At 41.4% G+C, this 14471-nt stretch carries 16 protein-coding genes and 2 riboswitches; of the genes, 9 read left to right on the top strand and 7 right to left on the bottom strand.

The features are described from left to right. Positions 1–244: 244 nt before the first annotated feature. Positions 245–880 carry a Bax inhibitor-1/YccA family protein gene (locus QNH43_RS06790; protein ID WP_283917258.1) on the top strand — a complete coding sequence of 212 codons (636 nt, stop codon included), beginning with the start codon at positions 245–247 and terminating at the stop codon, positions 878–880. Between the two features lie 208 nt (positions 881–1088). On the opposite strand, the gene QNH43_RS06785 is transcribed toward QNH43_RS06790, so the two are convergent. The 3 genes from QNH43_RS06785 to QNH43_RS06775 all read right to left on the bottom strand — a co-directional run bounded on the left by QNH43_RS06785 (position 1089) and on the right by QNH43_RS06775 (position 2857). Next, positions 1089–1631: an acyl-CoA thioesterase gene (locus tag QNH43_RS06785; RefSeq protein WP_076366945.1), complete on the bottom strand. Its 543-nt coding sequence runs from the start codon at positions 1629–1631 to the stop codon at positions 1089–1091. Between the two features lie 129 nt (positions 1632–1760). Next, a complete protein-coding gene (locus QNH43_RS06780; protein WP_434060186.1) occupies positions 1761–2267 on the bottom strand; it encodes a M15 family metallopeptidase in 507 nt (168 codons plus the stop codon). A 107-nt stretch (positions 2268–2374) separates the two neighbouring features. Next, positions 2375–2857 (bottom strand): DinB family protein, encoded by a 483-nt coding sequence (locus tag QNH43_RS06775; RefSeq protein ID WP_283917257.1) that lies wholly within the window; start codon positions 2855–2857, stop codon positions 2375–2377. Positions 2858–3068: 211 nt separating this feature from the next. Here QNH43_RS06775 and QNH43_RS06770 point away from each other — a divergent pair, with 211 nt between their 5' ends. Beyond that, complete coding sequence (locus QNH43_RS06770) at positions 3069–4886, top strand: ABC transporter ATP-binding protein (protein ID WP_283917256.1); 1818 nt, start codon at positions 3069–3071, stop codon at positions 4884–4886. Between the two features lie 48 nt (positions 4887–4934). Here QNH43_RS06770 and QNH43_RS06765 read toward each other — a convergent pair whose 3' ends face one another. Then, positions 4935–5636 carry a GDSL-type esterase/lipase family protein gene (locus QNH43_RS06765; RefSeq protein ID WP_283917255.1) on the bottom strand — a complete coding sequence of 234 codons (702 nt, stop codon included), beginning with the start codon at positions 5634–5636 and terminating at the stop codon, positions 4935–4937. Positions 5637–5854: 218 nt separating this feature from the next. Between QNH43_RS06765 and QNH43_RS06760 the strand changes: the two genes are divergently transcribed. Continuing rightward, positions 5855–6361, top strand: a complete 507-nt coding sequence (locus tag QNH43_RS06760) for a GNAT family N-acetyltransferase (protein ID WP_076366951.1) — start codon at positions 5855–5857, stop codon at positions 6359–6361. A 68-nt stretch (positions 6362–6429) separates the two neighbouring features. Here QNH43_RS06760 and QNH43_RS06755 read toward each other — a convergent pair whose 3' ends face one another. Both QNH43_RS06755 and QNH43_RS06750 read right to left on the bottom strand, forming a co-directional pair. Beyond that, positions 6430–6624 (bottom strand): aspartyl-phosphate phosphatase Spo0E family protein, encoded by a 195-nt coding sequence (locus QNH43_RS06755; protein WP_283917254.1) that lies wholly within the window; start codon positions 6622–6624, stop codon positions 6430–6432. Between the two features lie 261 nt (positions 6625–6885). Further along, positions 6886–7074, bottom strand: coding sequence for a Fur-regulated basic protein FbpA (locus tag QNH43_RS06750; protein ID WP_283917253.1), 189 nt, complete (start codon positions 7072–7074; stop codon positions 6886–6888). Between the two features lie 176 nt (positions 7075–7250). Then, a riboswitch (SAM riboswitch) is annotated at positions 7251–7355 on the bottom strand. 158 nt (positions 7356–7513) lie between these two features. Continuing rightward, a riboswitch (TPP riboswitch) is annotated at positions 7514–7618 on the top strand. An 89-nt stretch (positions 7619–7707) separates the two neighbouring features. Here QNH43_RS06750 and tenA point away from each other — a divergent pair. From tenA to thiE, 5 genes are read left to right on the top strand one after another with little or no spacing between them, the layout of a single operon-like run. Further along, entirely contained in the window at positions 7708–8397 is a 690-nt protein-coding gene (tenA, locus tag QNH43_RS06745; protein ID WP_283917252.1) for a thiaminase II, read from the top strand. Positions 8398–8412: 15 nt separating this feature from the next. After that, the gene (gene thiW, locus QNH43_RS06740) at positions 8413–8934 is read left to right on the top strand and encodes an energy coupling factor transporter S component ThiW (RefSeq protein WP_283918302.1); all 522 of its coding nucleotides are present in this window, start codon (positions 8413–8415) and stop codon (positions 8932–8934) included. Beyond that, positions 8903–9709 (top strand): bifunctional hydroxymethylpyrimidine kinase/phosphomethylpyrimidine kinase, encoded by an 807-nt coding sequence (gene thiD / locus QNH43_RS06735; protein WP_283917251.1) that lies wholly within the window; start codon positions 8903–8905, stop codon positions 9707–9709. The genes thiW and thiD overlap by 32 nt, the downstream gene beginning before the upstream one ends. Beyond that, positions 9706–10521 carry a hydroxyethylthiazole kinase gene (gene thiM, locus QNH43_RS06730; protein WP_283917250.1) on the top strand — a complete coding sequence of 272 codons (816 nt, stop codon included), beginning with the start codon at positions 9706–9708 and terminating at the stop codon, positions 10519–10521. The genes thiD and thiM overlap by 4 nt, the downstream gene beginning before the upstream one ends. Then, on the top strand, positions 10502–11134 hold the full coding sequence (gene thiE / locus QNH43_RS06725) for a thiamine phosphate synthase (RefSeq protein WP_283917249.1): 633 nt from the start codon (positions 10502–10504) through the stop codon (positions 11132–11134). The genes thiM and thiE overlap by 20 nt, the downstream gene beginning before the upstream one ends. 38 nt (positions 11135–11172) lie before the next feature. On the opposite strand, the gene QNH43_RS06720 is transcribed toward thiE, so the two are convergent. Continuing rightward, complete coding sequence (locus QNH43_RS06720) at positions 11173–12378, bottom strand: MFS transporter (protein WP_283917248.1); 1206 nt, start codon at positions 12376–12378, stop codon at positions 11173–11175. Between the two features lie 271 nt (positions 12379–12649). Here QNH43_RS06720 and QNH43_RS06715 point away from each other — a divergent pair, with 271 nt between their 5' ends. Then, positions 12650–14137, top strand: coding sequence for an aldehyde dehydrogenase family protein (locus QNH43_RS06715; protein WP_076366967.1), 1488 nt, complete (start codon positions 12650–12652; stop codon positions 14135–14137). Positions 14138–14471 lie beyond the last annotated feature (334 nt).

The raw sequence follows: 14471 nt of genomic DNA, 5'->3' as shown, positions 1-14471 counted from the left end.
AACTATTTTAACGTTCATACCTATTTATTTACCTTGTCGTTTTACATACCGGAGAATGCTTCCGTTTTGATTTTTTTGATATTTCAGAAAAGTTAGTATATTTGTAAGAATATCATAAAATAGGTAATTATTTCATATATATTTCAATACTTCAAAAAAAACACTTTATTTTCATTAAATGCCATGAAACCTTTTTAAAACAGATTCGTAGAAAACGGTAGAAAATAAATGATGAGGTGATTGAATGTATTCACAAACTGTACAAACATATATGCCGTCCGTCATGCGGACGTTCGCTTTATCACTTGCCGTTTCCGTCTTAGGGATGGCTCTCGGCACTTTTGTTCCGCCATCCTTGTTTCTTCCCTTAGCGATACTTGAGATCGCGATGTTGATTGGAGCATTCATAATGCGGAGGAAAAAAGCCATCGGTTACACATTTTTGTATAGTTTCACATTGATTTCAGGAATTACGACATATCCGATCATTGCACACTACCTAGCCGCTGCAGGGGCAAATGTGGTGATCCTGGCAGGTGTTACGACGACAGTCGTATTTGGTGGACTGGCGGTTTATGCCACAACCACCAAAAGGGACCTTTCTTTCTTGGGAGGAATGTTATTCGCGGCCTTGCTAGCTTTAGTGGTCATTAGCATTTTCAACATTTTCTCTCCATTAAGCTCTACGGCCATGCTGGTCTTTTCCTTTATTGGGATTTTAGTTTTCAGTGGTTATATTTTATATGATTTCAATCGAATGAAGCATTACGGGGTAACAGCCGAAGAAGTACCGCTCATGGCCTTGAATCTATATCTTGATTTCATAAACCTATTCATTAACATCTTGCGCTTCTTTGGTATTTTAGCAAGCGATGACTGAAAAGCGGATATGATCAAACTAACAAGGTAACATAAAAAAGACGCTTTGGACATATCCAAGCGTCTTTTCACGTTACTTTCCCATACGGATAATAACATGCTGAAAATGAGCGTACTGATTTTCACAAAACCAATGGCGATTAATAAAAGACCAAATCACAATGAATTCGGTCTCAATCATCAATAAGAAGACTAAAGAGATGCGTATCTTATTTATATAATCCTGGCTTCGATTGATCGGTCCATGGCAGTTTCACACCGAAAGTACTTGCAATGAACTGTGTATCTTCCCTTCTTTTTTTCCTTATTTGGGCCCGTTGTTTTGCTGATTCATTTAAATTCATTTCCATCTCTGTTTCAGGAACCAAACGCGGGACTGGAATTGGTTTACCTTCTTCATTAATGGCAACAAATGTCAAGAAAGAAATGACGCATAAATTCCGATCTCCTGTAACTAAATCCTCTGCAATCACCTTTACGATGATTTCCATTGATGTTCTGCCCGTATAAGTCACGAAGCTTTCAAGGCAAACGGCATTCCCTTCATGAATAGGGTGCAGGAAATCGACAGAATCAGTTGATGCCGTAACGACGTTGCTTCGCGCATGACGCATGGCTGATATAGCCGCTACATCATCAATGTATGCCATTAATTTGCCTCCGAACATCGTACCAATATTATTTGTATCCGGCGGGAGGACAAGGCTAGTTTTTATGACCAAAGAGTCCCGGCAATGTTTTGTTTCTTCCATGGTGACTGCACTCCTTTATGTCTGATTTCTCACTATTCCACTTTATCGAATTCTTACCTGTAAAGCAATTCACATGCTTATTTTCCTGCTTTTAATCAAAATTTATGCGGCATAATGAAGCCACCCATATCACTGCCCTTTTGGCCGCTTGGCTAGTTGCAGCTCACGCAGGCTCAAGCCAAATGTCATTTGTAAATGCGGATAATCCTTGAACCCTGCCCAATCCCCTCCCCAATCAAAACCTAACCCTTTAGCGATGGTTACAACTTCCATCCAATCCGACTTTCCATTATCGTTGCCGTCATAACTCATATCCCAAATGGCCTCGCCTTGTTTGTTAAGTAGGGCAAAATCTATCGCCAAACCGAAATTATGCAGCGACTCGCCGCCTCTTGCATTCGTTACGATGTTGCCCGGGCCTGATCTGCCTTTTTCATAGAGTTCATTTTGCTCGGCTAAAGACCGGAACCCCGCCGTAATGATAACCGGGATGCCTTTGTCATTAGCCTGTTGAATGAGCTCGTCTTTTTTTTCGGCGACGATCGGATTCAGCTCGTCAGTCAGTTCGATTTCATCTAGATCAGGCGGAAGCATATACTTGAACAAGAGCCCCAGCATCAATCCGAAAAAGCCCATTACCAAACATGTCCTTACCCAAGTGGCTTTCACTGAAAAATCCTTCCTTTACGAATATCTGTCTGAAAGTGAAAAACTCAGCCAAAGACGGATGAGTTTTTCTTCTATTATAACTTTGCTTTCAATTCTTCAATTTGCAATAAATGCCGTTTTTCATGCAGTCCCACGAATGGGATCCATTGCTTCAAGCTTAAATCTTTAAACAAAGGATGTGGAAAAGACTTTTGTTCGAGGTCAGTTTCCCTTGCATGGTCAACGACCTGTACAAAAGCTTTTCGGGATTCGGACAACTTTTCCTTAATCTCACTCAAAGTTTGGTATGATCCTGACGGAATGACAAATGGCGGGGCCTGGACCTTCATTTCACGATTTAAAGTAAGCTCGATCGGTTTGTCCACAGCAGGAATGCTATCATCGCTTTTCAATTTATCGGAAATGCCCTTTGTTATGGCCCTCTCCATTAAATATAAATGATCCAAAACCTGCATGATGCTCCATCGTCCTGGTTCAGGAAGGGTGTTCAGCTGTTCATCCGTTAGTCCGATGACCGCATTTAAAAGTTCTTCCCTGACTTTTTCATTTTCATTCACTTATAGCATCCCCTCTTATCAGCCTCGCTAATCTCCTTTAATTATTCCATGTCCTATAGGAAAGTGTAAAATAATAATACTTTTTGACTGAAACGAACCGCTTAAATGTTGTCTAATTTTTGAAAAGCTCTATGATAGTCAAAAAGGCAAAAATCATCTAATTCAAATGACTTTCAAAACATCAAGGATAGTCTAAATAGGAGTGATCGCTATGAGTGGAGGACATATTCCATTCAGCCACAAAGGCCGCAGTACCATGCATGCAATACCCTCAAAAGGAAGCATTTGGTTGATGCTCCAGCAAATGTTCAATCGGGTACCATCGAAGTGGAAGTTTTGCTCTTTGGTTTTATGTATCATGCTTTTCATTTCATTGCTTGAGTTCTCCATCCCCCAGTTGACGCAATTTACGATTGATACAATCATTCCCGAAAAAAGATATGACTCGTTAATCTGGATTGGCGCAGGAATTCTATGTGCTGCCATTTTATTGGCTTTACTGAACTACTTTAACAGCTATATCGTTTCCAAGGTCGGTCAAAAGGCTATTATGGATATACGGAATAGCATGTATGACCATATTCAAACACTGGATATGAAATTCTTTGATAAAAACCGTACTGGTGACTTAATGTCGCGGTTGACCAATGATGTCAATTTACTGCAGCAGCTCATCTCTTCGAGCATGCTCCAGGTCTTGACTGACACGGTGACTTTCATTGCCGTGGCGGTATATATGCTTTTCATTAACTGGAAGCTGACCATTGTCCTTCTTTTTACATTCCCTTTCATGTTCTATATCACAAGGGCATTCGGGAAACGCATCAGGATGTCATTTAGGTCTGTGCAAAGTTCCGCAGGAGATGTCAGCAACCAGTTACAGGATTCCATTTCAGGAATGCGGCTCATTCAATCTTTTACAAATGAAGAATTCGAATCAAGGAGGTTTGGGGAGCGTAACCAGGAAAATATGGCTGCAAACCTTAAGTCCGTTCGGCTACGTTCCATGTTCGGTCCGATTATTGATTTATTGAACAATATCGGTCTTGTAGCAGTCATTGTGTTCGGTGCTTGGCAAGTGATGGAAGGTGAATTCACAATTGGGTTAATCGTGGCCTTTCTCGCCTATTTGAGGTTACTGCAGAGTCCGGTTCGCAATTTCAGCCGGGTCATCAGCATTGTCCAGCAATCAGCAGCCGCCTTTGAGCGGATAACTGAAATATTGGAAACCCAACCTGAAATAAGTGACAAGGGAAATGCCATTGAACTCCCTGCCCTAAAAAAGCAAATTGAATTCCAATGTGTCGATTTTGCTTATGACGGGATTGTACCTGTGCTCAGCAATTTAAAGCTGACCATGAAAGCTGGTCAAGTAACTGCTCTGGTCGGCTCCTCTGGCGCTGGAAAATCGACCATCACGAGCCTTTTGATCCGATTTTATGATCCGCAAGATGGCACGATTAAAATGGATGGTCATGATATCAAAGAAGTGTCACTGAAATCATTACGGGGACAAATGGGTATTGTTTCCCAGGATATCATTTTATTCAATGGTTCCATCCGTGATAACATCGTGTATGGCAAACTTGATGCTACTGATGATGAAATCATAGAATCCGCCAAAGCGGCAAATGCGCATGACTTTATAAGTGCCTTTCCTGATGGTTATGGTTCTCAGATTGGAGAGCGCGGAGTCAAGCTTTCAGGAGGACAAAAACAGCGAATTGCCATTGCCAGGGCACTTTTGAAAAATCCGCAAATCATCATTCTCGATGAAGCAACGGCCGCCTTGGATACAGAATCCGAACATTTGATCCAGCAAGCATTATCACGTTTAATGAAGAACCGGACTTCAATAGTAATAGCACATCGTTTATCAACCATTCATGATGCCGATCAAATTTTCGTTCTGGAAAAAGGGCAGGTTCATGAACAAGGAACACATGAACAGTTACTGCAAAACAACGGCAGATACAAGCAACTCCATGACTTGCAGTTCCCTCAACTAAAAGCTTTATCATGCTCCTAACTACTTAGCGGGCAAAAATGCACAGAAAGACTTCCTGTGCATTTTTTCTCATTTGAAATCATAACTTTCCAAAACCCGATTCGCAATGAGCTGATACCCTTTTTCATTCGGATGTAACTTATCACTGAAATACTCTGTTTTCTTTTTACCTTCAAAAAGATCATTAGTAGGAATGAATAACATCCTTTTATCTTTATCCGCTATTCCCTTTATTGACAGGTTATAATCTCGAATGTGCTTTTCAAGTTTTTGATTGTCTTTAATTGGGTTATATAGTCCTACTACCAGGATATCCGCTTTATCGTTTGCCTCTATCAATGTTGATGTAATCTTTTTCAGATGGCTGATATACTCCCGTTTACCTTCAATGATTTTTCGGTCACTTATTTTCTCCAAGTTCCCTCCATTACTATTGATCAAGTCATTCGTTCCAATATAAACGATGAAAGTATCGGCTTCATCAAGTTTCGTTTTAATGCGGTAATCATCAAGCTGTTTCATCACACCATCCGTTTCCTGGCCTTTTATACCGTAATTCCAAAAACTCACTTTTTGTTTCGATTGCGGATTATTCAATTCATCCTCAAGGCCTTCTATATATCCTTCCCCGTCCTTATCCCCTTTTCCATAGGTTAATGAATCTCCAAAAGCCATCACCCTTTGCACATCTTCCGACTCCGAGGCCTGAAATTCATATGCAGCAAAACATATAACCAATACAATAATCAATAAACCTGCCAATTTTTTCATTTCGTTCTCCTTTTGTCTCTTTACTAGAAGTATTTAATCTTTTACATACCCAAAAAATCTGCAGTCTTAACATAAAAAAATTGTCAGATAAAGAGTAAAGAGTGTATGATAATAAAAAACTTTCAATGGATTGGGTGTCATTCACCGTCCCTTAAACAAAAAACGGGATTACCCTTCATTCTGGAGATTGAATAAAATGATAGTTAGGAGTTTACATCATGGAAGAGCACATAGAGTTTAGAGAGGCAGAACTATCTGATCTACCCAGAATTGTTGAAATATATAATTCGACAATTGCTTCAAGAATGGTCACGGCAGATACGGAACCTGTATCCGTCCAATCTAGGGTGAAATGGTTTGAGGAACATCATTCAGAAAGTAGACCGCTATTTATCATTACTATAGAAGGGAAAACTGCTGGATGGATGAGCTTTCAATCCTTCTATGGCCGACCGGCATATAATTCCACTGCCGAAATCAGCATTTATATTGATGATTATTTCCGGGGAAAAGGAATCGGACAAATTTCGATTCAAAAGGCAATTGAATTGAGTCCAAAATTAGGTGTTAAGACTCTATTGGGTTTCATTTTTGCCCACAATACACCTAGCCTTAAGCTTTTTTCCAAATTCGGGTTTGAAGAATGGGCACATTTACCTCAAGTTGCCGAGCTTGATGGCATTGAGCGGGATTTGGTCATACTTGGTAAACGTGTCGATATGTAATATCATTCTTTAGAGCTATTGCCTTGAGCAGTAGCTTTTTCATATTAATCGGGGCCGAATTGGCTAATTTAAAAATACCTATATGCTTTACGGAGGGGATAACGTTCAGAATCTCTTTTACTTGTTAACGCATTTAATAGCGTATCCAATTCTTGACTGGCTTGAACAGTTAACAGACTTGATAAGCCGTAAATTGCTGCCAAGTTGATCATTTCTTTTCTCTTTTCTTCTACTTTTTCTATAGTTATCTTACGGCAGGGCATTATATAGCCACCTCCCATTTATTCAATTTTTTTACACCTTCATCATAATGAAACTACTAGTTAAAATCAACTATTTCTCAGAAATTAAATGTGTTATTTTACAGGTCAAATGTGACAAAATGACTATTAATTCTATAATTATGTATATTTTGTGTCATTTTCTAGCAAACGCAAAAAAAGCATCCACTAGTGTAGACTGCGAATGCTTACATCATATCCCTTATCCAAAATCCCCAACTATAGCCCATCGTTTATCGTTTACTATGTCATCCATTCAGAAGGTGACTCGGTATTGGGTCTATTTATAACAATCTTATATTCATCTTCAAGAACTTTTAATGGGGCATCATAAAGGTGCCTTTCATCAGAGGTTTTGTATACTCCATTGGCCAATAACTCTTCAATAAGCTCTGCCTTCCTCTGTTCAATCCTCTTAAATAATTCTGCCATGGAAATGGCTCCTTTCCTAGTCATCCTAGAGCCTGCTTCTAGTTAGCTAAACTTTAACAACTTGTTTGATTTTCACCAAATTATATATACCTTTTCTATTATGTCACTAAACGTTATTTCCAAAAAATAAAAGCCCCTTCTAATTCAAGAAGAGGCTGACAGTGTCCGTACGGCTCTTCTTATCTTCCAAGCATATGCTTGTTGGATTTAGCACAGTTCCCAAAACGGGTCCGCTGCCGAGGTTTCTTTGGGCCAAGTCCCTCCACCTCTCTGGATAAGAAATCGATATATAAATGATGTAGACATGATTTTATCCTAATAAACATCAAAAGTCAATTACCTGGTTCTCCCTTTTTCCCTGGGCATAAAATGGTCCCTCTTTCAAATACGGGTTGCATTTTCTTGTCTTTCTGATATGATGTCAGTAATTACATACAATTCACACCACTAGGGGAGTCTTTTTTAAGACTGAGATGGAATTAGTTCCGGACCCTTTGAACCTGAACCGGCTCATACCGGCGGAGGGAAGTGGATGATATCGTCCATTTACAGACTATATCCATCTACCCCGTTCCGAATTCAGGAACGGGTTTTTTCATTAACAAGGGGATCCATTCTAAAGGAGGATGAACAATGGAGAATGTTAAATTAGAAACATTCAGTGATAGACTACATGCACGGTCAAAGGAGATTTGGAAAAAGAACCATTCACATCCCTTTGTCCAGGCAATTGGAAATGGTACGCTTCCTGAAAAGAAATTTGCCTATTACCTGAAGCAGGATTATATCTACCTCATGGATTATTCCAAGCTCTTTGCTTTAGGTGTCATCAAAGCTCATAACATCGAAACGATGGCAAAGTTTGCGAGTATTTTAAATGAAACCCTTCAAGTGGAAATGGATATTCATCGGCATTATGCTTCCGAATTCGGTATCAGTTCCAAGGAATTGGAAGATACAGAACCTACTCCAACCACTCTAGCCTATACAGGATACATGCTAAATGCTGCTCAGCATGGGACTTTGGCAGACTTGATCGCCTGTCTCCTGCCCTGCGCCTGGGATTATTATGAAATCGGTTTGCTTTTAAAAGAACAAAATGGAGCGGCATTGGAAAACAATCGCTACGCAGATTGGATAAGGTCCTATTCATCTCCTGAATTCGGGGAAGCACACAAATGGCTGATCGCTTTGTTGGAAGAATTGACGGAAGGCATGCCAGAAACGGAACTTCTTAGATTGGAAAAGCACTTTTTGGTTACTTCCCGATATGAATATTTATTCTGGGATATGGTTCATAATGAGCAGGATTGGCCGCTGTAGGGCGTTGACATGACGATGAATCCCATCAAGAAACTGACGTTGACTGCCATGATCACGGCTATTACGACGCTGACCAGTTCATTTATTTTCATACCTGCAGGATTTGCAAAGGTCTTTCCTATTCAGCATCTGGCAAATGTCCTGACGGCCGTTCTTTTGGGGCCGGCTTATGCTGTGACACAAGCTTTTTTAGTTTCCATCATTAGAAACATGTCTGGTACCGGTTCAATTTTCGCCTTTCCCGGGAGCATGATCGGTGCACTTTTGGCCGCAATCCTTTATCAAAAAACACTAAGCTTAAAATTCGCTTGTTTAGGGGAAGTGATCGGGACCGGCATTATCGGTTCCCTAGCCTGTTATCCACTTGCCATCCTCCTATTGGGAGAAAAAGCTGCTCTTTTCGGTTTTTTACCGGCCTTTATGCTCAGTTCATTCGCTGGTGCGATTTTAGCTTTCATATTACTTAAAATACTTCTAAAAAATACTTATATGAAGGGGTTTTTTTATGAAAACAGCATTAACCATCGCAGGCTCTGATTCAGGGGGCGGGGCTGGAATCCAAGCGGATTTAAAAACATTTTCTGCACATGGTGTCTTTGGCATGTCTGCCATCACAGCCGTAACCGCACAAAATACAATGGAAGTCCGTTCAGTACAGCCAATTGAAACAGCTATCATATCAGATCAAATTGCAGCTATCTTTGAAGATATTACTGTCGATGCAGTAAAAATAGGCATGCTTGGATCAAAAGAAATCGTGGAAACAGTTTCTGCGTCCCTTAAAACCTTCATGCCTGCCATCGTTATCCTTGACCCTGTCATGATATCCAAAAGCGGCCACCATTTGCTCGACGAAAAGGCTGTCTCTGCCTTAAAAATGGATTTGCTTCCGCTTGCAACACTTGTAACCCCAAATGTACCGGAAGCGGAAGTACTTACTGGCTTGTCGATTCGAACGGAACAAGATTTCTACAAGGCATGCATTTCAATAAAAGAAATGGGTCCCAAAGCCGTTTTACTTAAAGGAGGCCATGCAGCAGGAAATCCAAATGATCTTTTTTATGATGGGACTGACTTCCATTGGATCGAGGGTGAGCGGATTCATACAAAAAACACACATGGCACGGGCTGTACCCTATCATCCGCCATTACATCAAACATGGCAAATGGGCTGTCATTGCAAGCGTCGATCGAACAGGCCAAGACCTATATTTCTGAAGCGATACGCAATAGCTTTTCCATCGGTAAAGGTCATGGGCCTGTCCATCATTTTCATTCATTTTCAAAAAAAGAACGGAGTGAATTAATATGAAGGTTTCTGCAGCCGATTTATTCGTGAAGGTAAAAGAAAGAAAACCACTCATTCACCAAATCACAAACTTCGTTACGGTCAACGACTGTGCAAATGCCACCCTTGCCATCGGGGGTTCACCAGTAATGACATCGAGCCCAAGTGAAGTGGCGGATATGGTCAAATTAGCAGATGCATTGGTACTGAATTTCGGTACGATCGATGATAAAGCCTTGGAAGCGATGGAGATAGCAGGTAAGACGGCAAATACCATGGATATCCCGGTCATTTTAGACCCGGTGGGAGTTGGTGCCACCCCCTATCGTACAGAGCAGGCCAAAGAGCTCCTAAGTAAGGTTACTTTCCAAATCATTCGCGGGAATGCGAGTGAGGTCCTTTCATTGATGGGTGGGGATACCGTTACACGCGGGGTGGATTCGGGGGAACTAGCGATTAGCAATGCAGAGCTGGCTGCACGAGCAGCCAATAAATTGAATAGTATCGTCGTGGTCAGCGGAGCCAAGGATGCAATCAGCGATGGAAAACATACGTCCATCATCAACAATGGGAACATCCTTTTAACTGATGTTACAGGTACCGGTTGCATGTCCACCGCTCTTATCGGCACTTTTTCCGGAGTCACCGACGATTTCTATTCTGCGGCAATTGCCGGTATCTCAACCATGAGCATTTCAGGGGAACTAGCTGCCGCAAACCTTCAAAATGATGAAGGAACAGGAACGTTTCGTATGCGATTAATCGATGCAATATCAAGAATGGATAAGGAAATCTGGATGCATGAGGTGAAAATAAATGAAGAAGTCCCAAATTGATTTAAGCCTTTATTTAGTTACGGAAGAGTCCATAGCATTAGATGAATTGACCAAAATCATTGCAGAATCAGTTTCAGGAGGAGTCTCGATCGTACAACTTAGAGAGAAAAACAATTCCTCCCTTTCCTTTTATAAAAAAGCTTCTGCATTAAAACAGTTATTGAATGAGCTATCCATTCCCCTTATCATCAACGACCGGGTGGATATAGCACTTGCGGTTGCCGCGGACGGAATTCATATTGGGCAAGATGACCTTCCACTGACTGTCGTCAAACAAATGGTTCCTGAAGACATGATTGTCGGTGTATCTGTCTCCACACTTGAAGAAGCTCTCGAAGCCGAACGAAATGGAGCAGACTATATCGGAGTCGGTTCCATTTTCCCTACAAAGACCAAACAAGATGCAACCCTGATGGCCATTGGGGATTTGGAGGAAATCTGCCGCAGCGTATCCATTCCCGCCGTAGCCATCGGGGGTATCACTGCAGATAACATTTCCGCTCTTTCTGATAGAGGGCTATCCGGTACCGCTGTCGTATCGGCGATCATGAATGCAGAAAGTCCGAAGAGCGCCTCTGAATCCCTTTTAAAAATCATAAAAGACTTTACTTAATGAAAAGAGGGGACTGATTACAGTCCCCTTCCTTTTGTTTATCTCAAAACGGTATTCTTTGTTTCCTTCCCAAAAGCTACGGCAATCGCACCCACTAGAATAGCGATTGTAAAAATGGTGAAAATCGATGAAATCGGGGTGTCTGCCGCAACTAGATACCCTACAAGCAACGGTCCCAGGACACCGCCAATCCTCCCGATCCCTGCAGCTAACCCAGCACCTGTACCACGAACTGCTGTTGGATACTGCTCAGGTGTATATGCATATAGTGCCCCCCACGCCCCTAGGTTGAAGAAAGATAGGAACATCCCGGAAACTATCAGCAGTGCCAGCCCCTCTGATGATCCAAAGAAAAAGGCACTGACGGCCGTTCCAATTAAGTATGTGATCAAAACGAATTTACGTCCCATCTTCTCTATCAGCCATGCAGCTGAAAAATAGCCCGGAAGCTGTGCAAGCGTCATGATCAAAACATATTCAAAGCTTTGAATCATGCTGAAGCCTTTTAGGACCATCACACTTGGCAGCCATAAAAACATCCCATAATAAGAAAAGACCACGCAAAACCATAGAATCCACAATACAAGGGTCTGACGGGAGTATTCCTTTTTCCAGACACTTTTCATATTGCTTAATACAGATGGCCTCTGCTTTTTTTCTAGTTCCGTATACTTCGGTGAATCCGGCAGTTTCAAGCGCAGATACAGCGCATATAAAGCAGGAACTGCGCTCAATAACAATGCAACGCGCCAACCATAAGCCGGAATGATGAAATAGGAGATGAGTGCTGCCAAAATCCAGCCAACCGCCCAAAAACTTTCAAGAAGGACGACAACCCTTCCCCTTTTACTTGCTTCAACACTTTCAGAGACCAATGTCGAGGCAACCGGAAGTTCTCCTCCAAGTCCCATTCCAATCAAAAATCGCAATATCAAGAACAAGCTGAGTGTACTGACTGCTGCAGACAGGCCACTTGCGATTGAAAACAATAATAATGTAATGATAAAGACATTCTTCCGTCCGACCCTGTCAGCCATCGCACCAAAGAATACGGCCCCAACAGCCATTCCTATTGAGTTTATGCTCCCAATCCAGCCAACCTGCTCACTGGTTAAGTTCCAGTCCTGTTTCAAAGCAACAATAATGAAAGAAAGCATACCGACATCAAGTGCATCGAACATCCATCCAAGACCCGCAACACCTAGTATCTTACGTTGCGATATCATTTTTGCATCATTTCCCATATATTCCTCCTGAAGAACTTTAGACCTTCTTGTTATTTTATCCTTATTCATTTTAACTATTAACTTTCATTTTTGCTATAGTATTTACACATGTCATGACAAAATAATCCTTCATTTTTTTTATGATGAAGAAATCTTGAATATTCTGTCGAATGATATAGATTGAATATTCCCTTTTTTTCATTTATCATAAAAATTGGCATAAATCATAGCGTTAACAATAAGTCATCATGTTTTGCCCAAGATAAACATTTTATTCAGGAGGGTAATTATGACAAATCTAACGTTAGAAGTAAGTGGAAAGCTGCAAAAATTTTTAACAGGACCAAAAAAGCTCTATATTAATGGTCAGTTTGTAGAAAGTGCTTCAAAAAAAACCTTCTCCACACCTAATCCTGCTACAGGACAAAAACTTGCCGATGTTTATGAAGCTGATAAAGAAGATATCGACTTAGCCGTCAAAGCTGCACGCAAAGCATTCGATGAGGGGCCTTGGTCAAGAATGAGCGCAGCTTCACGCAGTAGGCTAATGTATAAACTTGCCGATTTAATGGAAGAAAATAAAACTGAACTTGCTCAATTGGAAACGTTGGATAATGGTAAACCAATCAGTGAAACTACCAATGCCGACATTCCTTTAGCTATAGAACATATGAGATATTTTGCCGGCTGGTCCACCAAGATTGTCGGACAGACCATTCCAGTAAGCGGAAATTACTTTAACTACACAAAACACGAGGCTGTTGGTGTTGTCGGCCAAATCATCCCATGGAACTTTCCGCTTCTTATGGCGATGTGGAAACTGGGAGCGGCACTTGCTACAGGCTGTACGGTTGTATTAAAGCCTGCTGAGCAAACACCGCTTTCCGCTCTTTACCTGGCTGAATTATTGGCTGAAGCCGGTTTCCCGGATGGGGTCGTCAATATCGTTCCCGGTTTTGGTGAAACCGCTGGACAAGCACTTGTCGACCATCCGCAAGTAAATAAAATTGCATTTACCGGTTCGACCGAAGTTGGAAAACTGATCATGCGCTCCGCTTCATATTCATTGAAACGGGTCACATTGGAACTTGGAGGGAAATCGCCAAACATCATCCTACCTGATGCGGATTTCTCAAAAGCCATCCCTGGAGCTTTGAATGGGGTCATGTTTAACCAAGGTCAGGTATGCTGTGCCGGTTCCAGGGTTTATATCCAAAAGAAACATTATGATAATGTTGTTGCCGATATGGCAAGCCATGCAAAAAACATCAAACAAGGGGTAGGTTTAGATCCAAGTACACAAATTGGACCGCTTGTTTCCGAGGAGCAGCAAAATCGGGTAATGGGCTATATTGAAAAAGGGAAAAATGAGGGTGCGGAAGTTCTTGTCGGCGGAAATAAACCGGGTGAACAAGGCTACTTTGTTTCCCCTACTATATTTGCTGGTGTCGAAGAGGATATGACGATAGCCAAAGAAGAGATTTTCGGGCCGGTCATAGCGGCAATGCCATTCGAGGATTTAGATGATGTCATTAACCGTGCAAATGCCAGTGAATATGGATTGGCTGCCGGCTTATGGACTAGCGATATAGCCAATGCCCATTATGTTGCAGGGAAACTCCGTGCCGGTACTGTATGGGTGAACTGTTATAACGCGTTCGACGCAGCTTCCCCTTTCGGCGGTTACAAACAATCCGGAATCGGACGTGAAATGGGATCTTATGCACTCGACAACTATTCTGAAGTGAAAAGTGTCTGGATCAATTTGGGTAAGTGATTTTTTGACTATTAAGAAAGAGGGTCTCAAAGAGGCCCTCTTTCTTTCAGTCCATTGTCCACTGTCCCAAATAATTAAATTATTCAACTATTCAAACCTTTTCAATAGTCTTTCCTTCTATTATTTTGGTAGAATGCAGAAGATAGACTGCTCGAGCTGGGTTCATACGATAATGATGCCGGGGTTTGTGCTAAAGTGAATGAACCTTAACTGATTTCATCTCCTTGCCGGTTATAATGACCTCCTTCTCCTCTTAACGATAAGTTTTCTCAGACGATGTAAAAAGTTTCTTTTTTATATGACAATTAAGTACAATTATATATGTAGAAAATGG

It is taken from the genome of Peribacillus simplex, assembly GCF_030123325.1.
Lineage (GTDB): Bacteria > Bacillota > Bacilli > Bacillales > DSM-1321 > Peribacillus > Peribacillus simplex_D.
The sequence above is the reverse complement of the archived record's forward strand: the minus strand, read 5'-3'. Positions and strand labels throughout refer to the sequence as shown.

Coding starts and splice junctions, on each gene's coding strand:
- QNH43_RS06790 (WP_283917258.1), top strand. CDS start 245: ATGTATTCACAAACTGTACAAACATATATGCCGTCCGTCATGCGGACG.
- QNH43_RS06785 (WP_076366945.1), bottom strand. CDS start 1,631: ATGGAAGAAACAAAACATTGCCGGGACTCTTTGGTCATAAAAACTAGC.
- QNH43_RS06780 (WP_434060186.1), bottom strand. CDS start 2,267: ATGGGCTTTTTCGGATTGATGCTGGGGCTCTTGTTCAAGTATATGCTT.
- QNH43_RS06770 (WP_283917256.1), top strand. CDS start 3,069: ATGAGTGGAGGACATATTCCATTCAGCCACAAAGGCCGCAGTACCATG.
- QNH43_RS06765 (WP_283917255.1), bottom strand. CDS start 5,636: ATGAAAAAATTGGCAGGTTTATTGATTATTGTATTGGTTATATGTTTT.
- QNH43_RS06760 (WP_076366951.1), top strand. CDS start 5,855: ATGGAAGAGCACATAGAGTTTAGAGAGGCAGAACTATCTGATCTACCC.
- QNH43_RS06755 (WP_283917254.1), bottom strand. CDS start 6,624: ATGCCCTGCCGTAAGATAACTATAGAAAAAGTAGAAGAAAAGAGAAAA.
- QNH43_RS06750 (WP_283917253.1), bottom strand. CDS start 7,074: ATGGCAGAATTATTTAAGAGGATTGAACAGAGGAAGGCAGAGCTTATT.
- tenA (WP_283917252.1), top strand. CDS start 7,708: ATGGAGAATGTTAAATTAGAAACATTCAGTGATAGACTACATGCACGG.
- thiW (WP_283918302.1), top strand. CDS start 8,413: ATGAATCCCATCAAGAAACTGACGTTGACTGCCATGATCACGGCTATT.
- thiD (WP_283917251.1), top strand. CDS start 8,903: ATGAAAACAGCATTAACCATCGCAGGCTCTGATTCAGGGGGCGGGGCT.
- thiM (WP_283917250.1), top strand. CDS start 9,706: ATGAAGGTTTCTGCAGCCGATTTATTCGTGAAGGTAAAAGAAAGAAAA.
- thiE (WP_283917249.1), top strand. CDS start 10,502: ATGAAGAAGTCCCAAATTGATTTAAGCCTTTATTTAGTTACGGAAGAG.
- QNH43_RS06720 (WP_283917248.1), bottom strand. CDS start 12,378: ATGGGAAATGATGCAAAAATGATATCGCAACGTAAGATACTAGGTGTT.
- QNH43_RS06715 (WP_076366967.1), top strand. CDS start 12,650: ATGACAAATCTAACGTTAGAAGTAAGTGGAAAGCTGCAAAAATTTTTA.